The organism is Methylobacterium sp. Leaf469, from assembly GCF_001424745.1.
Taxonomy (GTDB): domain Bacteria; phylum Pseudomonadota; class Alphaproteobacteria; order Rhizobiales; family Beijerinckiaceae; genus Methylobacterium.
On record NZ_LMRE01000045.1, the window covers coordinates 153,279 to 175,206 of the forward strand.

The following is a 21,928-nucleotide window of genomic DNA, read 5'->3' on the forward strand; positions in this document are numbered from 1 at the left end:
CCGAGAATCAAGCGCTCCGTGCCGCCCCGCCCACCGCTAAAGCCCGACGGATCGTCACAGATGCGGATCGGGTGCCGCCTCGAGGCGGCCGTCCGCGATGGCCGCGAGAAAAGTCTCGTAGTCGGCCTGGTTGCGCTCGCCGTAGGCGCTGGCCCAGTCGGCCAAGGCCTCGCGCAGGTCGGCGTGGCGGTCCTTGCCGCAATAACCCGCGATGGCGGCGGCATCCCCAGTCCGGGCATGGGCGCGGGCGAGGAGCGCGCCGTAGGCCCAGGAGAAGTACAGGAGCGGCTGACCGGTCATGCACGACACCGGAATCTCGCCCTTCATGTTCTTCATCTGCCGCACGTAGAACGGCCGGTCGGCGATACTGGTCCAGCCGAGCAATGGGTCGCCCACCGCCTGGAGCAGGCGCTGGCCGTAGATCACGCGCTCGCCCTCGTGGCTGGCATAGGGCTCGGGCATGCCGGGCAAGTAGGGGGCATGCGCCGGGCGCACGGCCTCCTTCACCTGCAGAAAGAGCACGTCCTGGTCCGAGTTGCCGCACAGCAGGGCCACGTAGGCGCGGGTGCCGACGCTGCCGACGCCCACCACCCGGTGGGCGACGTCGACCACGTGGTAGCGGCTCAGCATGAACCGGCGCTCGCGCGGTAGGGTGTCGGCGTAGTGCTCGAGCCCGCTGATGATCGCCTCGCGGGTCTCGTCGTCGACGCGGGTGAGGATCGGCGGGTCCTCGCGGAACCGCCAGCCGCCATCGACGCGGCGCTCGCCGACTCGTGCGAGCAGGGTCTGGTTGGTGCGCTTGCGGGCTTTCTCCACGGCCTTGCGCACGACACCCTGCGATTCGCCGTCGATGCGGATGCCCGAGAAATCGAGGTTGTCGGCGCGTGCGGCGTGCTGCCAGACGTCGAGGGGGCCCTGGGGCGCCAATTCCGTCATGGTGTGCTGGTACCCGCCCACCGCCGCCACGACCGCGGCGCGGCGCTCGGCCGGGGCCACGTGATCGCCGCGGGCCGCCACCTCGATGCTGGCGACGAGGCGCTTCAGGTCCCATTCCCACGGGCCGATGGTGACTTCGTCGAAATCGTTGAGGTCGAGCACCACGTCGCGCTGGGGCGTGCCGAACAGACCGAAATTCGAGATGTGGGCGTCGCCGTTCATCGCCACCATGATGCCGCTGCGAGGCGACTGGGCGAGATCCCAGGCCATCACGTGCGCGGCCCCGCGCAGGAAGGCGAACGGCGAGCTCGCCATGCGCGCCACGCGCAAGGGGACGAGATGGGGCTGGCGCCCTTCGTGCGCGGCCTCGATGAGGGCCACGGGATCGGGCCGATTCTCCGGGAGGAAGAGCGGTGCATGGCTCTCGTGCGGCACGTTATCCCGCAGGACCTTGCCGGCGGCACGACGCTTCTCCCAGGGCTCGCCGGCACCGCGCAGATCGATCCGGGGGTAGTCGGCCAGGGGTTCGAGGACGACATCCTCGGCCGCTTCCGCGTCGGGCACGCGCTCTTCCGCCGCCCGGACTTCGGGCCCTGCGAAGGCTTCGGCCTGCGGGTGATGCCGCTCGATGAAGTCGTTCGACCGTTCCATGTTCGCAACCCGTACTCGCTGTGCCGAGGACAACCGGAGCCTCGGCACATCGTTGCCCCCAGGGGGATTAAAGCGCGGCCGCAATCCGTATGGGTGGCCGTCCGCGATGTCGCATCCGTAGGGGTATCGCTTCGACGGCACAGATCAGGGTGGTGTCGGCGGCACGGCCTGAGCGTCGAGCCATTCCCTTCGCGTCGCGATGAGATGCTTGAGCCGTTCGGCACGCTTCTCCCGGCGTTCGCAGCCCGAGCCATCGGGGCAATCGAGGGACCCGGCATGACCACCCTCGAAGACGCTGACAAGGGCCAGAACCAGGCCGATGAGGGTCAGGACCGCCAAGACGAGGACGGGCCAGGCGAGGCCGATTCCCACGAGGACGGCAAGCGCGACCTTGAGACCAAGGGAGGCCGCGAGCTTGAACTTGAACAGGGCCACGAGGGTCGCTCCCGTCCCGAGGGCGCCGCGCAGGCCGCGCAGGAGTCGGACCCGCAGGCGCCGGCGGGCCGCCAGCGCCTCTAGGCGGCGCAACTCCCGTGTCACGCGTCGGACCGAACGACCCGTCCCGACCTGCTCGCGCCCCCGCATTCGATCTCCCGGCTCCGCTTCGTCCGCCGAGCGAGGATACACCGAGGTCCACGCGCCGGAAGAGTCCGGCCCTCTCTGGCGACGCCTTCCCGCCGGGGCCGTGCGGCCCAGGTTCTGCGGCGCGAATCCTGCGCCCGCGCGTCGCGCTCCCGCAGTCGCTAAACCCGAAGCCGGTTCATGGCGGAGGCGAGGGAATACGTGATCCTGTCGCGCTCGAATTCGATGTTGATCTTGGCGACATTGGCTTCGGTCAATTCCGCCAGGGTGTTCAACAGATCGACGATGGTCATGGAGCCGAGGCGGAGCTCCATCTTCCGGCCGAGCACGGCGTCCTCGATTCTGCGCACGCGTTTGGCCGCAAGCTTCGTCTGGACGATCAACGAGGTGCGCTGGACGAAGGCGGTGGAGGCCTGGGTCAGGACGGTCCGCTCGAGATCGAGGGCTTCGAAGGACCTCTGATCGGCGAGGGCGTGGCCGCGCGCGACGTCGGCGAACTCACCGGGGTCGTAGATCGGGATGCGCGCCTGCAGCATCGCCGACGTATCACGGACCTTGTAGGGATAGTTCGAGACGGCGCCCTGGCGCGTATGCGCGAAGACGAAGTTCAGTTGCGGCGAGAAGCGCGCATAGGCGACCTTGGCGCTGGAGGCAGCCGAATCCGCGTTGAGACGGGCAGCGAGCAGCCGCGGATTCGTCTGCAGCAGGGTGTCGCGCAACTCATCGAGGGACCGGGGCAGCAACGCGCTCGGGATGCGAGGCAGGCCCGACGGGTTCGCCGTCGGACCGGCGAGGCGCGCCAGGGCGAGTTCCGAGGCGAGGAGGTTGGCTTTCGCCTGTTCGTGCGCAGCGATGGCGGCGGTGACCCGCGATTCGGCCAGGGCCGAGTCCGCCAGGGTGGCGTCGTGGACCTCGAGCTTCACGGCGACGCTCTTGGCGACCTTTGCCACGTCCGCGATGGCGACTCGGCGCAGACGCAGGATGGTGCGGTCACGCAGGACGGCGAGATACGCGCTCGCCGTGTCGTACAGGATCTGCTGGGTCTTGTCGTTCTGGAGCTCCCGGCCGGCGGCGGCAGCGCTTCGTGCGGATTCCAGATCGTGGTAGCGTCGCAGGCCGTCGAACAGGGGCAGGGAAAGCTGGAACGCCTCGACCTCGGGCTGGCGCCGCGGCACCGTGTCGATCCCGATGGGCGCTTCTGGCGTGCTGGTGAAGTCCGGCGAGTACCGGATGTTGCTGTCGAGGCGGTGGGTGACGACGTAGGCTGCCGTCGGCAGGAAGGCTTCGTAGCCGCCGAGAACCCGGGCCTCCGCCGCTGCCTGACGCGCATCGTCGGCCTTGCGGTCGTAGCTGTCGCGCAGGGCCCAGTGCATCGATGTGTCGAGGGTTTCCGCGGGCGCCGGACCGGCGAGGAGCAGAGCGCCGAGCACGGCGTACCGCACTGAGCGGCGGACCCCGCCACCAAGGGTGCTGCACGGGCCGCCGTTCGCCCCTGCCCGCTCCGTCCGATCCATGTGGAAATCCAGTCGCCCGACATGCGCTGCGTGTCGGTCGTGAATAGACCGTCAAGGTTAACCGGCGATGAAACTCATACCGTTCACAGGCGCGTAATCCAGTCAAGATAATCAACTAAGTCTTTTCATGAAAATCATACTGCGAAAGATAAAAAGTAATTTCGTTCTAGAAATTGTCCCCGCGCAGAAGCGGTTTTCTACCGGTGGTCGGGCTGAAGTCTCGTCCGGTCGACAAGTGGACAAGATGATTTTTCGACTGTTCATCACGCCTCGTTGAGTATCAGCATGATGGACAGGTCGGCGGTCAGTGCGAATACCGGATCGGCCGCAGAGGGACCCGGCGGCCGGCACTCGATGGCGACCGTGATCCGCAGGGCGGCCCTCCCCTCCGGTAGGACGCTGACACCCGCGAGGGTGAACACGCCGCGAATCGCGTGGTCGACCCGGACGGGGGCCAGCAGGCGAACCTTGTCGGCACCGAGGTTGACCATGAGGCGCACCGCCGGATGGGGTGGAAGTGCCGCCGCCGCGAACGTCCCCACCATGGCGAGGGTCAGGTAGCCATGCGCAATGGTGCCGCCGAACGGCGTCTCTGCGGCGGCCCGGACGGGATCGACATGGACGAACTGGAAATCCCCCGTCGCCTCGGCGAACCGGTCGATCCGCGTCTGGTCGATCACCACCCAGTCGGAGGTGCCGATGGTTGTTTTGACCCGCGCCCTCAGGGCGTCGAGGTATGCCGCAGGGTCGGGTGAAAGCGTTTCCGGCGGAGTCACGTGCGCGTTCATGGCTGTCTGGTCCGATGGCGGGCGAAAGGCTCAGGCCGTCCGGAAGATCAGGCTGGCGTTGAGACCTCCGAAGGCGAAGGAATTCGACATGGCGACGGGGATGGGCATCGGCCGGGCCACACATGGGATGGCGTCGAAATCCAGCGCCGGGTCGAGTTCGACGAGGTTCGCCGTCGGCGGCGCGATCCCGCGTTCCATGGCCAGGATCGTGGCGACGGCCTCCAGGGCCCCGGCCGCACCGAGGGCGTGTCCTGTGGCGCCTTTGGTCGACGAGACCGGCGGGATGCGCCCCGGCCCGAACACGTCCGCCATGGCGTTGCCTTCGGTGAGATCGTTGGCGCGCGTGCCCGTTCCGTGGGCGTTGATGTAGGCGACGTCGTCTGGCGCGAGGCCGGCATCCGCGAGGGCGGAGCGCATGGCTCGGGCCATTCCATCGACGGTCGGCGCGACGATGTCGCCCGCATCGGCGTTGGAGGCGAAACCCGCGAGCGCGACCGATCGGGTGATCCCCCGCGCACGGGCGTGGTCGGCGCGCTCCAGAACGAGGATCCCCGCTCCCTCCCCGACGACGAGGCCGTCGCGGTCACGCGAGAACGGGCGGCACCGGGTCCGGCTCATGATCTTCATGGCATCCCAGGCCATCAGGGTGCCGTGCGACAGCGGCGCCTCTGTCCCGCCCGTGATGGCGATGTCGACGATGCCGGCGCGGATCATCTGCGCCGCGAGCCCAATGGCGTGGGTTGCCGACGCGCAGGCACTGGCGATGACGAAGCACGGTCCCTTGGCGCCGAAGGCGAGGGAGACCCAACTCGCCGAAGAACTCGTCATCGCCCGCACCACGGAAAACGGGTGCGGGCGCTTGCCGTCCTTGAACAGGCGCGAGTATTGCGCGTCGAGGCTGGTCAGGCCGCCGCCGCCATTGCCGAGGATGACGGCGACGCGTTCCGGCGCCACCGCGTCGAGGCTCAGCTTCGCGTCCGCCATCGCGGCCTGTGCGGCGGCGACGGCGAGGATCGCGCTGCGGTCGCAGGCCGCCTGCGAGGCGAGCGGCAGGCGGGAGAAATCCGCGGTCTCGTCGATCTGCGCGACCACGATCCCCGAATCCGGCAGGGCGCGGCTCGCCGAGAACACGTTCTGTCCCGAGACGAGGCTCGTCCAGAACGTTTCCGTATCGAGGCCGCCGGGGGCCGCGACCCCGAGGCCCGAGACCACGACGGCGGTCACGCCAGCTGGACCTTGGACATCGGAGCGATGTCGGCGGCGGTGGTGGATTTGGCGGCCTGGGATTTCTTCGCCGCCAGTCCGGCCCGGATCATCTCGGCGACGTGTCCGACGGTGAGCGTACCGGTCTCGCCCGAATTGGCGTTGAAGCTGACTTCGATTCCGAACCGGTCCTCGATCTCGAAGACCAATTCGACCAGATCGAAGGAGTCGACCTGAGCTTCCGCCATGGTGGTGTTGGCGTCCCAACCTGTTCCTTCGGTCTTCAAATGGGTGCGGAAGATTTCGAGCAGGGTGGTCTCGATCTCGTCTTGGGCAGCGGCGGGGGTGGATGACTGCGTTACCATTGGTGGGCCTCGCAACTCTGAAGGAGGCTCAAATATCAATCCGGTCATTCAATCCGCAAGTCGCGGTTCGTATTCTACAAAATCTATCCCTCTTGATGGTAAATTCCGGAAATAGTCTCGGGTGGTAACCATTGGCCCGGCACCGTAGTTTGACTGCATTGATGCGGCCCCGGGTGCTGGGTACGGTTTGTCCATGGCTGAACAGCAGCCAGCCGGCAGCCTCAAGGTCAGGCCGGGTTCGATCTGGAGTAGCCCCATGAAGAAGCTCAATCTCGCCGATCTCAAGAAGGTCTCCGGCGGTACCAAGCCCGTCGACTGCAAGCCGGCCCCGGCCCCGAACTGCCCGCCGTCCAAGGGCGCCGACTGCTCCTAAGCCGACTCGCCGGCCCGCCCGGTCGACTGACTTCGCTACCCTCTCATTCAGGACATGCATCCCATGAAGAAGCTCGCTCTCACTGATCTCAAGAAGGTCTCCGGCGGTACCAAGCCCGTCGACTGCAAGCCGGCTCCGGCCCCGAACTGCCCCCCGTCCAAGGGCGCAGACTGCTCGTAAGGGCGGCTCGGACCGGTCTCGATCGGGATCAAATCGGGCCTCGCCGCCGAAGCCTCGATCACGAATATTGATGGAACGCCGCCCGGGATGCCCGGGCGGCGTTCGCACTTAAAGAACTGTCAACGCAAATCAGTCTATTGCCCGTGGATGGACTGGACCCGGCGATGAACGACGTCACCCCTCTACAGTTGCGGGTCGCCGCCCTGCCGCTGAGGCTGCGCCGCCGCGCCCTTCGGACCCTGTGGCTCGCCCAGCGGGTGACGCGCCGGCTGCCCGCACGCGGCGTCGCGCCGATCCTACGCCAGACCTTGCGCCTGCCCCGGGCCGAAGCCAGTCGCCTCGATGCCGAAACCGCGTTTTCGGACGACCTCTACGGCCTCGAGTGGCTGTCCCTGGTGACCCGCTCGCACGCCGACATCGTCGCCGACTGGCAATCGGTGCGGTTCGCCGATCCGGAGCTCATCCGCCGGGTGGCGTCGAGCGGGAAGCCGGTGATCCTGGCGCCGCTCCACATGGGCTGCTTCGCCCTGCCCTTCGCTCGCCTGATCCACGACTTCTTTCGCGATCGGCGGATGCTGATCCTGCGGGCGCGCGAGGACCGCGCCGTCGAGACCCGCGTCATGCAGCGCATCTCCGAGATGGGCATGGAGATGCGGTTCCTGAACGTCCGCGACAAGCAGGATTACATCGATGCGATCCGGTTCGCCCGCACCGGGTCCGTCATCGTATCGTTCGTCGACCTGCCGGCGAGCTACGGTGGACCCGTCGAGACCACCCTGTTCGGCCGACCGATCCGCCTCGCCATGGGCATCGACAGCCTCGCCCGCCTGACGGAGGCGGCGGTCCTGCCGCTCTCCATCACGTCGGATTGCGCCGGCGACACGGTTCGTTGCGGTCAGCCCTTCGAGGTCGCCGATAGCGGTCCGGAGACCAAGGCACGGGTGACGAGTCTGGTTCGCCGCCACATCGAGACCTCGGTGCTGACGGCCCCCGCCCAATGGTTCATGTGGCCGCGCCTGCACGAGTTTCTCCACGAGGGCGGACAGGCATGACCTTCGACGTGACCCGGGCCGGCCCACCCGAGGACGACACGACGCAATCCCCGGCTCGGAGCGTCGAGGCCGCTGCCGCCCGCCATATGGTCCGGGCCGAGTCCGATGCGCGTCCCGTCGACGATGATCCGCCGGAGGCACAGCCGGAGGAGACCTCCGGGAATCCCGATGACGGGCCGATGCCCGGCATCGTCCAGAATCCCCGCATCGTCCAGACCATCGATCTGCGTCAGAACCGAACCGCGACTCTGGCGACGGGGCTCGTGGCGCTGACGGTGTGCACGGTGATCGGCGGCCTGTGGTTCGGTCACTTCGCCCAGACCGAAACCGTGCGGGGCACGGTCGCGGCCACGGGCGGTTTCGCCCGCCTCGATGCGCCCCGGGCCGGCGTGATCACCAGGATCTTCCTCAACCAGGGCGATCCCGTGAAAGCGGGCCAAGCAGTCTACGCCCTGCGCATCGGCTCTGCGAGTTCCGGTGGGGAATCGGCCGTGGAGGCCGAGATGCGCAACCTCCAACTCTCCCGCAAGGGCCTGCAGGACGAGGTGGAGCGGGCCGACGCGTTCATTGCCCGCGCGACGAAGCAGCAGGCGCAGATCGCGGCCGACCAGGAGGTGTTCTATGCCGGCCTCGCCGAGCAGGCGCAGCGCCATGCCGCCGCGACGGAGAAGAGCCGCGCCGTGGTGCGCCGGATCGCCGCCTACATGCGCGACGGCTACGCCACCCGCGACATGCTCGAATCGCACGAGCGCGGCACCTTCGACCTGGAGCGCCAGCTCTCCGACCTGCGCCTGAAGCGCCTCGAAGTGCAGCGCCAGGATTCGGAGCGGCGCCGCGAGTTCGACCTCCTCGTCGCCACCAAGGTGTCGCAGAAGGCGAGCGCCCAGAACCAGATCGAATCCACCGACAGCCGGCTCGCGATGCTGCGCACGGAGACCGCCGTCGAGGTTCAGGCCCAGAGCGCGGGCGCCGTGCTGGCGCTCGCCGCCAAAGTCGGGGATTCGGTCAAGCCCGGCCAGTTCGTGGCCGCCACCGGCGAGCCGAACGCCGCCCCCCTCGTCGTCGTCGAGGCCCCGGCCCGCGCCGTCGGCCTCGCCAAGGTCGGTCAGCGGGTGATCATCAAGTACGATGCCTTCCCGTTCAAGACCTTCGGCATCCAGCACGGGACCATCACCTACATCTCCACCGCCGCCGTGCGCGGCCTCGCGGGCGAGGACAAGCCCGATATCGGCCTGGATCCGCGCCCGGTGGAGCGCCAATCCGCCTACCGCATCGAGATCCGGCCCGACCGGCCCGACGTGGACGCCTATGGCGAGCGCATTCCCGTGAAGATCGGCTCGACTCTTTCGGCCGATATCGTGGTGGAGCGCCGCCGCCTGCTCGATTGGGTCCTCGATCCGATCCGAGCCTTGAGGGGACGCTGATGTTCGGCCAATCGGTGTTCGGCGGGTTCGGCGAGCGCAAACGCGCCGTCCGGACCGTTCTGCAGAACGAAACCATGGAATGCGGGCTCGCCTGCCTGGCGATGGTCGCCAACGCGCACCGCCACGACATCGACCTGCCCTACCTGCGTGCGCTGTTCCCGCCGTCGCAGGAGGGCATGACGTTCGCGGAGATCGTCGAAGTCGCCGGCCAGATCGGGCTCGACGCGCAGGGCTTGGCCATTTCCAACACCGGCGAGTTGTCGAAGCTCGCCTGCCCGGCGATCCTGCACTGGAACGGCAACCACTTCGTGGTGCTCGAGAAGGTGGTGCGCGGCACGTTCCACGTTCACGATCCGGCCTTCGGCGAGCGGCTCTACGCCCGCGAGGACATGGAGCACCATTTCGGCGGCATCGCCCTCGAGTTCGAGCGGCGGGTCGATTTCGAGGCGGTGAAGACGTCGCGAAAGTCCCTGTTCTGGGCGGTCCTGCGCTCGTGTCGGGGCATCGAGCACACCCTGGCCCTCATCACGGTGCTGTCGTTCTCCGCGACCCTGTTCGCCCTGGCGACGCCGATCTTCCTGCAGACCGCCGTCGACAGCGTGATCCCGCAATACGACCTCGACCTCCTCACCGTCGTGGTCATCGGCCTCATCCTCTTCAGCGCCCTCGACGCCCTGTCGCGCTGGCTTCGCGACCTCGTGGCCCTGCGCTCGGCGACGCTGTTCGAGATTCACTTCACCCGCAACATCGTCTCCCACGCCTTTCGCCTGCCGATGACGTTCTTCGAGGCCCGGCATCCCGGAGACTTCGTCACCCGCGTCTCGTCGGTGGACCAGATCAAGACTTTCCTCGTCGGCGGTTTCGTCTCGTCCATCGCCGACGGGACGATGTCGATCCTGCTCGTCGGGATGATGTACTACTACTCGCCCAGTATGGCGTTCGCTTCCGTGGTGACCCTGGCGGCCGCCATCCTCGTGCGCTTCGCCACCTATCCGGGTATCGCCCGCAGCACGGCGCTCACCCTCGAATCTCGCTCCGAGGAGCAGGCCCGCCTGCTCGACGGCCTCGCCCAGATCCGCGCCCTCAAGGTCGGCAACACCACGAACTTCTTCGGCTTGAAATGGCTGGAGAACTTCACGCGGTTCGCCAATTACGGCTACCGCGCGAAAAAGCTCTCCATCGACGCGGATCTGTTCCTTCACCTGATCTTCATGCTCGGCACCGTCGCGACCCTGTTCATGGGCGTGACCGAGGTGATGAAGAGTACCCTGTCGGTGGGTGTGCTGTACGCGTTCTTCGCCCTGCGGGCGTCGTTCTTCACCGCCATGAACACTCTGATCATGAGCCTGCTGCAGATTTCGGTGATGCGGGTCCACTTCGCCCGTCTGGACGACGTGCTGAACGAGAGCCCGGAGCCGGCGAGCGCCGGCCTGCGCATCGACCGTCTGATCCGGCGCAGCGTCAGCCTCGAGGAGGTGTCGATCCAGTTCGGCCGCCGCGGCCGGCCGCTCATCGAACCGTTCGATCTGACCATCCGCATCGACAAGCCCGAGACCATCGCCATCGTGGGGCCGTCGGGCTGCGGGAAGTCGTCCCTGCTCAAGGTCCTGTCCAGCCTCAACGTCCGTGCGACCGGCCGGATGATGGTGGATGGCAGCCCCCTGGAGGAGTTCGGCATCCACGAGTATCGCGCCAATATCGGCTGCGTCTTCGCCGACGACCGCGTGCTTGCCGGCACCGTGATCGAGAACCTGTCCCTGTTCTCGCCCGACGTCACCCACAAGCAGATGAAGGCCGCGCTGTCGGTGGTGGGGCTGCTGGAGGAGATCCAGTCCCTCCCCCAGGGCTTCGCCACGCTCCTCTCCGACGAGAGCCCCCTGCTCTCCACCGGCCAGCGCCGACGGCTCATCCTCGCCCGCGCCTTGTGCCGCCAGCCCCGGCTGCTCCTCCTCGACGAGGTCACGGCCAACCTCGATCCCGTGTCGGAAGAGGCCCTGATCCGCGCCCTGATGGCGATCCCGGTGTCGAAGGTCTTCGTGACCCACAGCGCTCACCTGCTGCCGTTCGCCGACCGCATCCTGCAGGTGAAGGACGGGCGGCTGCAGCAGATCGATGGGTTGAAGCGGGCGGCGTGACGCCGAACGCCCGCACGGCTTGCCCCCCCGGGACCCAATGGAATCTCCGGCGGGTGCTGCGCATGGCATCGTGAAATGCCCGGGGTCAGACGGTCCTGGCGATGAGATCCCTGATGCGGGATGCAAGCGTCTCCAGTACGAACGGCTTTGTCAAAACCTGCATTCCCGGGCGAAGGTATCCGTTTCCCAGGACCGCGTTCTCGGCGTAGCCGGTGATGAACAGCACCTTCAGGTCGGGCCGCCGATCACGTGCCGCGTCCGCCATCTGGCGCCCGTTCATGCCACCCGGTAGCCCGACATCCGTCACCAGCAGGTCGATCCGGACATCCGACTGCAGGATCTTCAGACCGGCGATGCTGTCGCCGGCCTCGATGGCGGTGTAGCCGAGATCTTCCAGCACCTCCGTGACCAGCATGCGCACCGACGGCTCGTCGTCGACGATCAGCACGGTCTCGCCCTGGCCCGCACGCTCGACTTCGGGGGGGCGTCGCGTGACGTCGGCCTCGTCGGCCTCACCGTAGTGGCGCGGCAGGTAGAGGCAGACCGTCGTGCCCTGTCCGACCTCCGAATAGAGCCGGACCTGTCCGCCGGACTGGCGGGCGAAGCCGTACACCATCGACAGGCCGAGCCCGGTGCCCTCCCCCATGGGCTTGGTGGTGAAGAAGGGTTCGAACACCTTGGCCATGAGGTCGGCGGACATGCCGCTTCCGGTGTCCGTCACGCAGACGCTGAGATACTGACCCGGCGGCATGTCGTGCTGGCGGGCCCCGGCCTCGTCCATCCATTTGTTGGCGGTCTCGATGGTGATGCGGCCGCCGTCCGGCATCGCGTCCCGGGCGTTGATGCACAGGTTGAGCAACGCATTCTCCAACTGGCCCGGGTCGATCAGCGCCGGCCATAGGCCCGCGAGACCCACGACCTCGAGTTGGATCGCGGGGCCGACCGTGCGCCGGACGAGTTCCTCCATGTCGTTGACGAGACGGTTCACGCTCGTCGGCTTCGGGTCGAGGGTCTGGCGCCGGGAGAAGGCGAGGAGCCGGTGGGTGAGCGCGGCGGCGCGCTTGGCGGCTCCCTGCGCCACCGTCATGTACCGATCGACCTCGGTGAGCCGCCCCTGCGCCATCCGGGTCTGCATCAGCTCCAGGGAGCCGGAGATACCTGCGAGCAGGTTGTTGAAGTCGTGTGCCAAGCCGCCGGTGAGTTGGCCGACCGCCTCCATCTTCTGCGATTGCCGGAGAGCCTCCTCGGTTCGTTCCAGGATCTCGGCCTGACGTTTGGCCTCGGACACGTCGCGCACGGAGGCGTAGATCAGGCCGTCGCGCGGCACCGCGTTCCAGGACAGCCACACGTCCGTGCCGTCCCGGTGGCGGTAGCGATTCTCGAAGGTGAGTTGCGGCTCGCCGCGCGCCAAGCCGGCTGCCGCCGCGAGGGTGGATGCCACGTCGTCCGGATGCACGAAGTCGAGGAACGGGCGCGCCTTCATCTCGGCCTCGCTCCATCCCAGCGTCCGTGGCCAAGCCGGGTTGAGGCTGACGAAGTACCCGTCGAGGGTGGCGACGCAGAGCAGGTCCGAGGAGGCCTGCCAGACCTGATCGCGCTCCGCGGTCCGCAGCGCGACCTGGCGCGCGAGTTCGGATTCCGTCTGCTTGCGTGCGGTCACGTCGTGCACGAACACGTGGAAACCGTCGACGGTGCCGGCCGGGTCCCACCGCGGCAGGTAGCGGATCTCGGCGACGCGATGCCGCCCGTCGCGTTGCGGCCAGTCGAGTTCGAAGGTCACCGATTCGCCGCCCAGCGCCCGGTCCATGTAGGGCTTGCGGGTGGCATAGGCGTCCGGTCCGAGGAGGTCCCTCACGTCCCGTCCGACCACGTCCCCCGCCGGCATCGAGAACCAGTCTTCGTATGCCCGGTTGGCGAAGCGATAGACGTGGTCCGCGCCGATGAAGGAGATCAGGACCGGCAGCGCGTCGGTGATGAGACGCAATTCGCGTTCACCGGCTTCCGCGCGGGTCTCGACGTTCCGGCGCTCCGTGATGTCGGAGAAGAAGATGGCGACGTGGTGTGCGGCCGGATCGCCGGTCCGCAGGGCGCGCACGTCGAACCAGCGCCCGAACACGTCCGCGTAATGCTCGAAATGCGCTGGTTCACCCGTGAGGGCGACGCGGCCGTAGGTGTCGAACCAGTGGCGTTCCAGGTCGGGGGCGAACTCGCTCACCCACCGGCCGGCGACATCGGCCCCCGTCTGCCGAACGAAGGCGGGATTGGCTTCGACGATTCGGTAATCGACGGCGTGGGTGCCCGCGAACTTCATCGCGACGATGCAGAAGCCGACCTCGATGCTCTCGAACAGGGTCCGGTAGCGCGCCTCGCTCGCCCGCAAGGCGGTCTCCGCCAAGGTGCGCTCGGTGACGTCGTGCCCCTCGACGAAGATGCCGACGACGGTGCCCTGCGCGTCGGTGATCGGCTGGTAGACGAAGTCGAGGTAGCGTTCGTTGACCGGACCGTCGGCCGTGGCCTGGACATCGAACCGCGCGCCCGTCGCCTTGTGTATCCGGCCGGTGCGGAACACGTCGTCGAGGAGATCGACGTAGCCCTGCGCCGCCGCGTCCGGCAAGGCCTCGGCCACCGTGCGACCGACCACGTCGCGGTGGTCGATGGCCCGCTGATAGGCGGCGTTGGTGAGGGTGAAGCGGTGCTCCGGGCCACTGAGCAGGGCGATGAAGCTCGGGGCCTGCTCGAACATCTGTGCGAGCGAGCCCGACTGGGCACGCAGCAGGCGCACTTCGGCTTCGAGCTGCCCGCGGGACAAGGTTTCGGGGTCCGGAAGGGATAGGGCCTGCATGCGGACCGGGTTAGCCGGTGATTGTGTTATGGGCGAGGGCGTCCGGCACGATTACCGGCGATGATGCGAGCCATGACATTCTGGAGACGCCGCTGCTTGGAATCGCCCGGGGTGAACTCCGCCGCCTCGCGGCGTTAGCCATCGGGGGCGGGAAAGCTCGGCACGCCCACGAGCGGAAACCACCGCCACCCGTTTCGGTCCGTGGCAACCGTCTTCGGCACGCCGCCTGCCCCGCGGCCGCGCAGGGACATGAACATTTCCTGACGCGGGTGTCGCGACGTTCCGTCGAAGGCATTCCCTTTGCTCTCGATCCGCCGGTTCGCGTATCTCCCAGAAACAGGACACCAGACAGCCATGCCCACCGCAATCCACCGCTTCGTCGGCGGCCGGACCGTTCCCGGCACCGGTACGCGAACCGCCCCCGTCTACAATCCCGCCACCGGCGAGGAGACCGGCCGGGTCGCGCTGGCCGACGCGGCGGATGTGAACGATGCGGTGGCGGCCGCGAAGGCGGTCGCCCGCGACTGGGCCCATACCACGCCGCTTCGCCGGGCGCGCATCCTCAACGCATTCCTGCGCATCGCCGAGGAGCGCATCGACGAGCTCGCGGCCCTCATCACCGCAGAGCACGGCAAGGTGTTGTCCGACGCCAAGGGCGAGATCCAGCGCGGGCTCGAAGTGGTCGAGTTCGCCACCGCAGCGCCACAGCTCCTCTAGGGCGAAGTGACGGAGAATGTCGGCACCCGCGTCGACAGTCATTCCCTGCGCCAGCCCCTCGGCGTGGTCGCCGGCATCACCCCGTTCAACTTCCCCGTCATGGTACCGATGTGGATGTTCCCGGCGCGCTCGCCTGCGGCAATTGCTTCGTGCTGAAGCCCTCCGAGCGCGATCCCTCACCGGCACTCCTGGTCGCCGCCTGGCTCAAGGAGGCGGGCTTGCCGGACGGTGTGTTCTCCGTCGTCCACGGCGACAAGGAGACCGAGTTTGATCCTCCCCCGCGTTCACGGACACCTTTGATACGCTCCTTGCGGGCCGGGAAGGTGTTTGAGGGCCAAGACGAGACGCGAGTTCACCCCCGACTTCAAACGCGCGGCGGTGGCCCTGCTGGACAGCAGCGGCCGGCCGCAGATGCAGATCGCAGCCGAGTTCGGGACCCAACCCTCGATGCTGAGGCCGTGGCGCTCGGCGCTGATGGGTGGCTCCCCACCACCGCGGATAGCAGGGTCACCGGGAGCCGCGCCTGCGAGCCCGGTGGCGTCCCCCTCCGACCAAGCCGCTGAGATCGCCCGTCTGCGGCGTGAACTCGACCGGACGCGCATGGAGCGCGACGTCCTAAAAAAAGCGATCGGCATCTTCNGGCGTCCCCCTCCGACCAAGCCGCTGAGATCGCCCGTCTGCGGCGTGAACTCGACCGGACGCGCATGGAGCGCGACGTCCTAAAAAAAGCGATCGGCATCTTCGCGCAGATGCCCAAGTGACGTTTGCCCTCATCGAGCAGCATGCGAGCACCTGGCCGGTGCGACTCATGTGCCGCGTGCTCGAAGTCCCCCCCAGCGGCGACTACGGCTGGCGGTCACGCCCCGAGAATGCCCGGTCGGTGTCGAACCGTCAACGTCGAACCGTCAACTCCTCGACGACGTCCGGCGGATCCATGCCGAGCATCATAGGCGCTACGGCTCACCTCGGGTGCACGCGGCCTTGCGCGCGGAGGGCCGAACAGCCAGTCGCGGACGCGTGGAGCGCCTCATGCGCCGCCAAGGCATNAGATTAATCTCGTGCCGGAGCCTGTTCTTGTCTGGGCCGAGCATCATAGGCGCTACGGCTCACCTCGGGTGCACGCGGCCTTGCGCGCGGAGGGCCGAACAGCCAGTCGCGGACGCGTGGAGCGCCTCATGCGCCGCCAAGGCATCCGGGCCTTGGCTGGGCGTCGGTTCCGGCCCTGCACGACCGACAGCCGTCACGATCTGCCGGTCGCACCCGACCTCCTGAAGCAGCTCTTATCGGCTGCCCTGCCCAACACGGTTTGGCTGGCGGACATCACCGACCACACCCGAGCAGGCCGAGCGGAACGCGAGATAAACCCACGTCCGTCGAAACGGGGGAGGATCACTGGCGCCGCGAGGGCTGTGCTCGTCCGTTTGCGCCGCGCAGCACCGTCATCGGGCAGACGTCTTTGCGCCGCGCCAGCGCCCTTACGCTCTCTGCACGTGTCTGAATCGCGCAGCGGACTGCCGCCGTGGCGGTGGCGCTTCCATGGAAAACCCGCCCCCACAGCCTATCCCTCGCGATAGGGTGCTCGACCGTATCGCCAAATCGCGGGATCAAAGACCTTCCGAACTGCACGCAGTGAGCTGTCCGCCCGTTCGAATAGGATGCAGCGTTAGCGCTCCGGTGGGAGGGGGTGGCCCCTCACGCCATTCCGTCTCACCCTACCGGAACAGTGCGTCGAACAGGTTCTGTGGCGGTGGCGGCGACGGGGGGGCCGGTGCCGGGCCTTCGTTCGATGGGAAGAACTTTCGCGAGGGCTTCTGCTTCGGCTGGACCGGCACGCCGCGCGGCGCTTCGACGTCCACCTGACCGTTGGGGTTGACCTGCTGGGCCGTCCGCGTCGCGTCCTGACCACCGCGCTGGCGCCGGGATTTTTCAGGTTTCGACGCCAGAACTGGCGTATCCTCCTGCTCCTTCGCCTCGGCGATCACGTCGGAGCCGCCCTTACAATCCACGAGCCAGACGTCGTAGATCGGGTGCTCGATGGCGTGCAGGCCGGGGCTCGCCGCGAACATCCAGCCGGTGAAGATGCGGCGGTACTTGCTGTCGAGGGTGACCTCGTCGACCTCAAGGAAGCCCGTGGTCTTCGGGCTTTCCGTCGGCGGCCGGCTGTAGCAGACGCGCGGGGTGAGCTGGAGCGCGCCGAACTGCACGGTCTCGTCCACCGCCACCTCGAACGACACGATGCGGCCGGTGATCTTGTCGAGGCCGGAAAACACCGCCGTCGGATTCTTGATCTTGTCGGCCCCGGCCGGGAGCGCGGAGAAGGTCAGGGCCGGAATGGCGAAGAGCGCGGCGAGGAGGCCGGATCGCGAAACGCGTGCGGTGCTGCGGCTCACGGCTCGCTCCCTTGTGACGGCGCGCCACGAGGCGATGACGACGCGACCCGCGGTTAAGCGTGCAACATTGGTGGAAAAAGGGCCGTGTCCGGCCCGAAGCTCACGCGCCCGGATTCCAGGGTGCGTAATCACCGGTGGCCGGAGGGCGCTGGCCGGTGCTAAGTTGCGAGCCCTTCGGGCGGTAGGCGCCGAGCGTCCCCGTGAGGTTCTCGACATGCGGCTTCTGCCATTCGCGCGGAGTGTAGGCCTCCTCGCTCGGCGGCACGTCGGCGTTGTGGCACAGCCACGAGCGCCAGCCGGGGGGCACCTTCGAGGCGTCGGCGTAGCCGTTATAGACCACCCAGCGCCGCTCCGGCCCCACCGACCGGTCGATGAGGGGCCCAAGCGCCCGGTAATAGGTGTTGCCGCCTTCGTCCGTGCCGACGAACTGCCCTTTGCGTGCCGTGTAGAGGGCAAGCGACATGGTCTGCCCGTTCCACCAGGTGAAAATCCGCAGGAGCGTGTCCTTGAGAGCCATCGCGTTCGCCTGAAAGGGCCTTGGGGGCCGCCGGTCCGTCATTCGCGCGGGACTATGGTGAGGCGCTGCCCCCAAGTCCAGTCGGGGTACCCGCCTGCGCCCGGATTGTCACACCCCGGCGGCGTTAACCATTGCGTATGCCCGGCCCGGCTCGTCCCAACCTGTGCGCCATCAGAATCCTCGCGGCGATTCCGCGAGCGCCAAAGAGCACTTATCCGAAAGCCGCGGATATCCACAGGATTTAGGGTGCGGACACAACATCTAGTCAGGAACATAGCCGACGCACACAAGTTGTTGACGTGAGGGTCCTCGACGCGCTAGCTTTCGGATGTCGCCGAAGCGATCCGGTCCCTCGGCGGTTCATCGATTTTGTCTGGTTTGAACAGCGTGGCGCGGGCGTTCGCGGTCGCTTGTCCTCGCCAGCCCAGCATCACAGCCCTGGCGCCATCGCGCGCTTGGCGGGAGACAGGTTTCATGCGGTTCGAGCGGCGCCTCACCACGGCCGGGCAATCCCCGTACGCCACGATTCCCTTCCGCAAGACCCTGAGCGAGATCCGGAATCCGGACGGCTCGGTGGTGTTCCGTCTGGAGGGCATCGAGGTGCCCGAGAGCTGGAGCCAGGTCGCCAGCGACGTGCTCGCCCAGAAGTACTTCCGCAAGGCCGGCGTCCCGGTTCGCCTGAAAAAGGTCGAGGAGAACGGCGTTCCGTCGTTCCTGTGGCGTTCCGTGGCCGACGAGGCGGCACTCGCCGAGGTGCCCGAGGCCGAGCGCTACGTCTCGGAAGTGTCGTCGACGCAGGTCTTCGATCGCCTCGCCGGCTGCTGGACCTATTGGGGCTGGAAGGGCGGCTACTTCACAAGCGAAGATGACGCCTCCGCGTTCCTCGACGAGCTGCGCTTCATGCTCGCCCGCCAGATGGTGGCGCCGAATTCCCCGCAATGGTTCAATACGGGTCTGCACTGGGCCTACGGTATCGATGGCCCGGCCCAGGGCCACTATTATGTCGATTATCGCACCGGTGAGCTGACGAAATCGGCCTCGTCTTACGAGCATCCGCAGCCGCACGCCTGCTTCATCCAGGGCGTGCAGGACGACCTCGTCAACGAGGGCGGGATCATGGACCTGTGGGTCCGCGAAGCCCGCTTGTTCAAGTACGGCTCCGGCACCGGCTCGAACTTCTCCATGCTGCGCGGCGAGAACGAGAAGCTCGGCGGCGGCGGCAAGTCGTCGGGCCTGATGTCGTTCCTGAAGATCGGCGACCGGGCGGCCGGCGCCATCAAGTCCGGCGGCACCACGCGGCGCGCGGCCAAGATGGTCATCGTCGACATCGACCACCCGGATATCGAGACCTACATCGACTGGAAGGTGAAGGAGGAGCAGAAGGTCGCCGCCTTGGTGACCGGCTCCAAGATCGTCTCCAAGCACCTCACCGCGGTCATGAAGGCCTGCACCCAGTGCGAGGCCGAGGGCGACGCCTGCTTCGATCCCGAGCGCAACCCGGTCCTGAAGAAGGCCGTGAAGGCCGCCCGCAAGGACATGGTGCCGGATTCCTACACCAAGCGGGTGATCCAGTTCGCCCGCCAAGGCTTCACCAAGATCGAGTTCCCCGTCTACGACACCGATTGGGACTCGGAGGCCTACCTCACGGTGGCCGGCCAGAACTCGAACAACTCCGTCTCCCTCACCGACGACTTTTTGCGCGCGGTTGAAGCGGATGCCCCTTGGGAGTTGAAGGCCCGCACGACGGGAAAGACCACGAAAACCCTGCCGGCGCGTGAGCTGTGGGACAAGATCGGCGAAGCCGCCTGGGCCTCCGCCGACCCAGGCCTGCACTTCAACACCACCATGAACGACTGGCACACCTGCCCGGCGGGCGGGCGCATCCGCGCCTCGAACCCGTGCTCGGAGTACATGTTCCTCGACGACACCGCCTGCAACCTGGCCTCGGCCAACCTGCTGACGATGTACGACCGCGCCACGAACCACTTCGACGTTGCCGCCTTCGAGCATCTCAACCGCCTCTGGACGGTGGTCCTCGAGATCTCCGTGATGATGGCGCAGTTCCCCTCGAAGGAAATCGCCGAGCTCTCGTTCCGCTATCGGACGCTGGGTTTGGGCTACGCCAATATCGGCGGCCTGCTGATGAGCATGGGCCTGCCCTACGACTCTGATAAGGGCCGGGCGCTCGCCGGGTCGCTTACCGCGATCATGACGGGTGTATCCTACGCGACCTCGGCCGAGATGGCCGGCGAACTCGGGGCCTTCCCGGCCTACGAGGAGAACGCCGACGCCATGCTCAAGGTGATCCGCAACCATCGCCGCGCCGCCTACGGCGAGGCCGAGGGCTACGAGTTCCTGTCGATCGCCCCGGTGCCCCTGGATCTCGCCAACATCCCCCAAGCCGATCTTGCGGAGCGTGCCCGCCACGCCTGGGACCGCGCCCTCAAGCTCGGCGAGGAGCATGGGTATCGGAACGCGCAGGCGACGGTGATCGCGCCCACCGGCACCATCGGCCTCGTCATGGATTGCGACACGACGGGCATCGAGCCCGACTTCGCCCTCGTGAAGTTCAAGAAGCTCGCCGGCGGCGGCTACTTCAAGATCATCAACCGCGCCGTGCCGGACGCCTTGCGGACCCTGGGCTACCGCGAATCCGAGATTGCCGAGATCGAGGCCTACGCCGTCGGCCACGGCTCCATGGGCCAGGCCCCGGCCATCAACCCGGGCAGCTTGCGCGCCAAGGGCTTCACCGACGAGAAGCTCTCGGCCATAGAGGCGGGGCTGAAGCAGGCCTTCGACATCAAGTTCGTGTTCAACCGTTGGACGCTGGGCGACGCTTTCCTCACGGACGTGCTCGAGGTCCCGGCTGATAAGCTTTCCGACCCGACCTTCGAGATCCTGCCGTTCCTTGGCTATTCGAAGAAGGACATCGAGGCGGCCAACACCCATATCTGCGGTGCCATGACCCTGGAGGGCGCCCCGTTCCTCAAGGTCGAGCACTACGCGGTGTTCGATTGCGCCAACCCGTGCGGCCGCATCGGCAAGCGCTACCTCTCCGTGGAGAGCCACATCCGCATGATGGCGGCGGCGCAGCCCTTCATCTCGGGCGCCATCTCCAAGACCATCAACATGCCGAACGACGCCACCGTCGAGGATTGCAAGAACGCGTACAAGCTGTCCTGGACCCTAGCCCTGAAGGCCAACGCCCTCTACCGCGACGGTTCCAAGCTGTCCCAGCCCCTGAACTCGGCGCTCATCGCCGACGAGGAGGAGGATGCCGAGGAGGTGATCGAAGCGCTCGTCGCCCAGCCGGCTACGGCGAAGGCCGCGCAGCTCGCGGAGAAGATCGTCGAGCGGGTCATCGAGCGCGTCGAGCGCATCCGGTCGCGCGAAAAGCTGCCCGACCGTCGCAAGGGCTACACCCAGAAGGCGGTGGTCGGCGGCCACAAGGTCTATCTGCGCACTGGCGAGTATCATGACGGCCGCATCGGCGAGATCTTCATCGACATGCACAAGGAGGGCGCCGCCTTCCGCTCGTTGATGAACAATTTCGCCATCGCGATCTCCATCGGCCTCCAGTACGGCGTGCCCATGGAAGAATACGTCGACGCCTTCACCTTCACCCGATTCGAGCCGGCGGGCTTCGTGCAGGGCAACGACGCCATCAAGAACGCCACTTCGATCCTCGACTACGTCTTCCGCGAGCTCGCCATCTCGTATCTCGGCCGCATGGATCTCGCCCATGTCGACCCGTCCGAGATCGGCAACACGGTCATGGGCAAGGGCGAGGGCGAGGGTGCGCGCGGCGACAAGCCCGACGCCGTCGCGGCCAACGTGGTCTCCCGTGGCCTCCTGCGTGGATCGGCCGATCGGCTCACCCTGATCCAGGGCGGTCCGGCCGGCGGCGCGGTCGGGGTGGGAGCGTCCTCGGCCGGCGTCACAACTCCGGCAGGCGGCGTAGTCCATGCAATGCGCGGTGCCACGGCGTTGAAGTCCGAACCGATCCCGGCCGGCATCGCAGAGACGTTGGTCGAGGCACTACCCTTCGCCAAACCCGAGCGTACGGTCTCCGACCGCCGCGCGGAGGCGAAAATGAAGGGTTATGTCGGCGAGGCCTGCCCCGAATGCGCGAACTTCACCCTCGTGCGAAACGGAACCTGCCTCAAATGCGACACGTGCGGCTCGACCACGGGTTGCTCGTGACGTCATGACGGACATGACTGGTGCGGAAGGAATCGATGTTCGTCCGCGTTACCAGG

15 protein-coding genes and 4 pseudogenes are annotated in these 21,928 nt (G+C 67.2%); 9 read left to right on the forward strand and 10 right to left on the reverse strand.

All coding sequences use genetic code 11. From position 1 onward, the window contains the following. Positions 1 to 54: 54 nt before the first annotated feature. The 6 genes from ASG60_RS20820 to ASG60_RS20845 form a co-directional block, all read right to left on the reverse strand. Positions 55 to 1,587 carry a DUF2252 domain-containing protein gene (locus ASG60_RS20820; protein ID WP_082515356.1) on the reverse strand — a complete coding sequence of 511 codons (1,533 nt, stop codon included), beginning with the start codon at positions 1,585 to 1,587 and terminating at the stop codon, positions 55 to 57. Between the two features lie 144 nt (positions 1,588 to 1,731). After that, the gene (locus ASG60_RS20825; protein ID WP_244476733.1) at positions 1,732 to 2,115 is read right to left on the reverse strand and encodes a hypothetical protein; all 384 of its coding nucleotides are present in this window, start codon (positions 2,113 to 2,115) and stop codon (positions 1,732 to 1,734) included. Positions 2,116 to 2,330: 215 nt separating this feature from the next. Next, positions 2,331 to 3,599, reverse strand: coding sequence for a TolC family protein (locus ASG60_RS20830; protein ID WP_162244813.1), 1,269 nt, complete (start codon positions 3,597 to 3,599; stop codon positions 2,331 to 2,333). 347 nt (positions 3,600 to 3,946) lie between these two features. Then, positions 3,947 to 4,471 carry a MaoC family dehydratase gene (locus ASG60_RS20835; RefSeq protein WP_056265657.1) on the reverse strand — a complete coding sequence of 175 codons (525 nt, stop codon included), beginning with the start codon at positions 4,469 to 4,471 and terminating at the stop codon, positions 3,947 to 3,949. A gap of 30 nt (positions 4,472 to 4,501) precedes the next feature. Beyond that, positions 4,502 to 5,695 carry a beta-ketoacyl-[acyl-carrier-protein] synthase family protein gene (locus ASG60_RS20840; protein WP_056265654.1) on the reverse strand — a complete coding sequence of 398 codons (1,194 nt, stop codon included), beginning with the start codon at positions 5,693 to 5,695 and terminating at the stop codon, positions 4,502 to 4,504. After that, positions 5,692 to 6,039: an acyl carrier protein gene (locus ASG60_RS20845; RefSeq protein ID WP_082479396.1), complete on the reverse strand. Its 348-nt coding sequence runs from the start codon at positions 6,037 to 6,039 to the stop codon at positions 5,692 to 5,694. The genes ASG60_RS20840 and ASG60_RS20845 overlap by 4 nt, the downstream gene beginning before the upstream one ends. A 717-nt stretch (positions 6,040 to 6,756) precedes the next feature. Between ASG60_RS20845 and ASG60_RS20855 the strand changes: the two genes are divergently transcribed. From ASG60_RS20855 to ASG60_RS20865, 3 genes are read left to right on the forward strand one after another with little or no spacing between them, the layout of a single operon-like run. Further along, complete coding sequence (locus tag ASG60_RS20855; RefSeq protein ID WP_056174342.1) at positions 6,757 to 7,644, forward strand: hypothetical protein; 888 nt, start codon at positions 6,757 to 6,759, stop codon at positions 7,642 to 7,644. After that, on the forward strand, positions 7,641 to 9,068 hold the full coding sequence (locus ASG60_RS20860) for an HlyD family efflux transporter periplasmic adaptor subunit (RefSeq protein WP_056265649.1): 1,428 nt from the start codon (positions 7,641 to 7,643) through the stop codon (positions 9,066 to 9,068). Before ASG60_RS20855 ends, ASG60_RS20860 begins: the two co-directional genes overlap by 4 nt. Beyond that, the gene (locus tag ASG60_RS20865) at positions 9,068 to 11,203 is read left to right on the forward strand and encodes a peptidase domain-containing ABC transporter (protein ID WP_056265644.1); all 2,136 of its coding nucleotides are present in this window, start codon (positions 9,068 to 9,070) and stop codon (positions 11,201 to 11,203) included. The genes ASG60_RS20860 and ASG60_RS20865 overlap by 1 nt, the downstream gene beginning before the upstream one ends. Before the next feature lie 85 nt (positions 11,204 to 11,288). Here ASG60_RS20865 and ASG60_RS22285 read toward each other — a convergent pair whose 3' ends face one another. Next, complete coding sequence (locus ASG60_RS22285) at positions 11,289 to 14,045, reverse strand: PAS domain-containing protein (RefSeq protein WP_082479397.1); 2,757 nt, start codon at positions 14,043 to 14,045, stop codon at positions 11,289 to 11,291. A gap of 354 nt (positions 14,046 to 14,399) precedes the next feature. Between ASG60_RS22285 and ASG60_RS20875 the strand changes: the two are divergent. From ASG60_RS20875 to ASG60_RS22300, 5 genes and pseudogenes are all read left to right on the forward strand, one after another. Next, positions 14,400 to 15,022, forward strand: a pseudogene (locus tag ASG60_RS20875) (aldehyde dehydrogenase family protein); the annotation flags it as partial. Between the two features lie 67 nt (positions 15,023 to 15,089). Then, positions 15,090 to 15,401: transposase (locus tag ASG60_RS23655; RefSeq protein ID WP_244476734.1), on the forward strand; the 312-nt coding region annotated here is incomplete at its 3' end. Positions 15,402 to 15,483: 82 nt separating this feature from the next. Further along, a pseudogene (locus ASG60_RS23660) lies at positions 15,484 to 15,657 on the forward strand (IS3 family transposase); the annotation flags it as partial. Continuing rightward, positions 15,573 to 15,808: IS3 family transposase (locus ASG60_RS23235; RefSeq protein WP_244476735.1), on the forward strand; the 236-nt coding region annotated here is incomplete at its 3' end. The pseudogene ASG60_RS23660 and the gene ASG60_RS23235, both read left to right, overlap by 85 nt. Position 15,809: 1 nt before the next feature. Further along, positions 15,810 to 16,087, forward strand: a pseudogene (locus ASG60_RS22300) (IS3 family transposase); the annotation flags it as partial. 103 nt (positions 16,088 to 16,190) lie between these two features. On the opposite strand, the pseudogene ASG60_RS23665 reads toward ASG60_RS22300, so the two are convergent. The 3 genes and pseudogenes from ASG60_RS23665 to ASG60_RS20885 all read right to left on the reverse strand — a co-directional run. Beyond that, a pseudogene (locus ASG60_RS23665) lies at positions 16,191 to 16,319 on the reverse strand (IS481 family transposase); the annotation flags it as partial. 155 nt (positions 16,320 to 16,474) lie between these two features. Then, positions 16,475 to 17,095, reverse strand: a complete 621-nt coding sequence (locus ASG60_RS20880) for a DUF2155 domain-containing protein (RefSeq protein ID WP_056174960.1) — start codon at positions 17,093 to 17,095, stop codon at positions 16,475 to 16,477. Positions 17,096 to 17,252: 157 nt separating this feature from the next. Then, on the reverse strand, positions 17,253 to 17,669 hold the full coding sequence (locus ASG60_RS20885; RefSeq protein WP_056262254.1) for an NADH:ubiquinone oxidoreductase subunit NDUFA12: 417 nt from the start codon (positions 17,667 to 17,669) through the stop codon (positions 17,253 to 17,255). A 474-nt stretch (positions 17,670 to 18,143) separates the two neighbouring features. Here ASG60_RS20885 and ASG60_RS20890 point away from each other — a divergent pair, with 474 nt between their 5' ends. Next, a complete protein-coding gene (locus ASG60_RS20890; RefSeq protein WP_056387624.1) occupies positions 18,144 to 21,872 on the forward strand; it encodes a vitamin B12-dependent ribonucleotide reductase in 3,729 nt (1,242 codons plus the stop codon). The last annotated feature ends 56 nt before the right edge of the window (positions 21,873 to 21,928 follow it).

Excerpts from the sequence above, each read along its gene's own strand:
- ASG60_RS20835 (WP_056265657.1), bottom strand. The coding sequence starts at position 4,471 with ATGAACGCGCACGTGACTCCGCCGGAAACGCTTTCACCCGACCCTGCG.
- ASG60_RS20890 (WP_056387624.1), top strand. The coding sequence starts at position 18,144 with ATGCGGTTCGAGCGGCGCCTCACCACGGCCGGGCAATCCCCGTACGCC.
- ASG60_RS22285 (WP_082479397.1), bottom strand. The coding sequence starts at position 14,045 with ATGCAGGCCCTATCCCTTCCGGACCCCGAAACCTTGTCCCGCGGGCAG.
- ASG60_RS20885 (WP_056262254.1), bottom strand. The coding sequence starts at position 17,669 with ATGGCTCTCAAGGACACGCTCCTGCGGATTTTCACCTGGTGGAACGGG.
- ASG60_RS20845 (WP_082479396.1), bottom strand. The coding sequence starts at position 6,039 with ATGGTAACGCAGTCATCCACCCCCGCCGCTGCCCAAGACGAGATCGAG.
- ASG60_RS20820 (WP_082515356.1), bottom strand. The coding sequence starts at position 1,587 with ATGGAACGGTCGAACGACTTCATCGAGCGGCATCACCCGCAGGCCGAA.
- ASG60_RS20855 (WP_056174342.1), top strand. The coding sequence starts at position 6,757 with ATGAACGACGTCACCCCTCTACAGTTGCGGGTCGCCGCCCTGCCGCTG.
- ASG60_RS20860 (WP_056265649.1), top strand. The coding sequence starts at position 7,641 with ATGACCTTCGACGTGACCCGGGCCGGCCCACCCGAGGACGACACGACG.
- ASG60_RS20865 (WP_056265644.1), top strand. The coding sequence starts at position 9,068 with ATGTTCGGCCAATCGGTGTTCGGCGGGTTCGGCGAGCGCAAACGCGCC.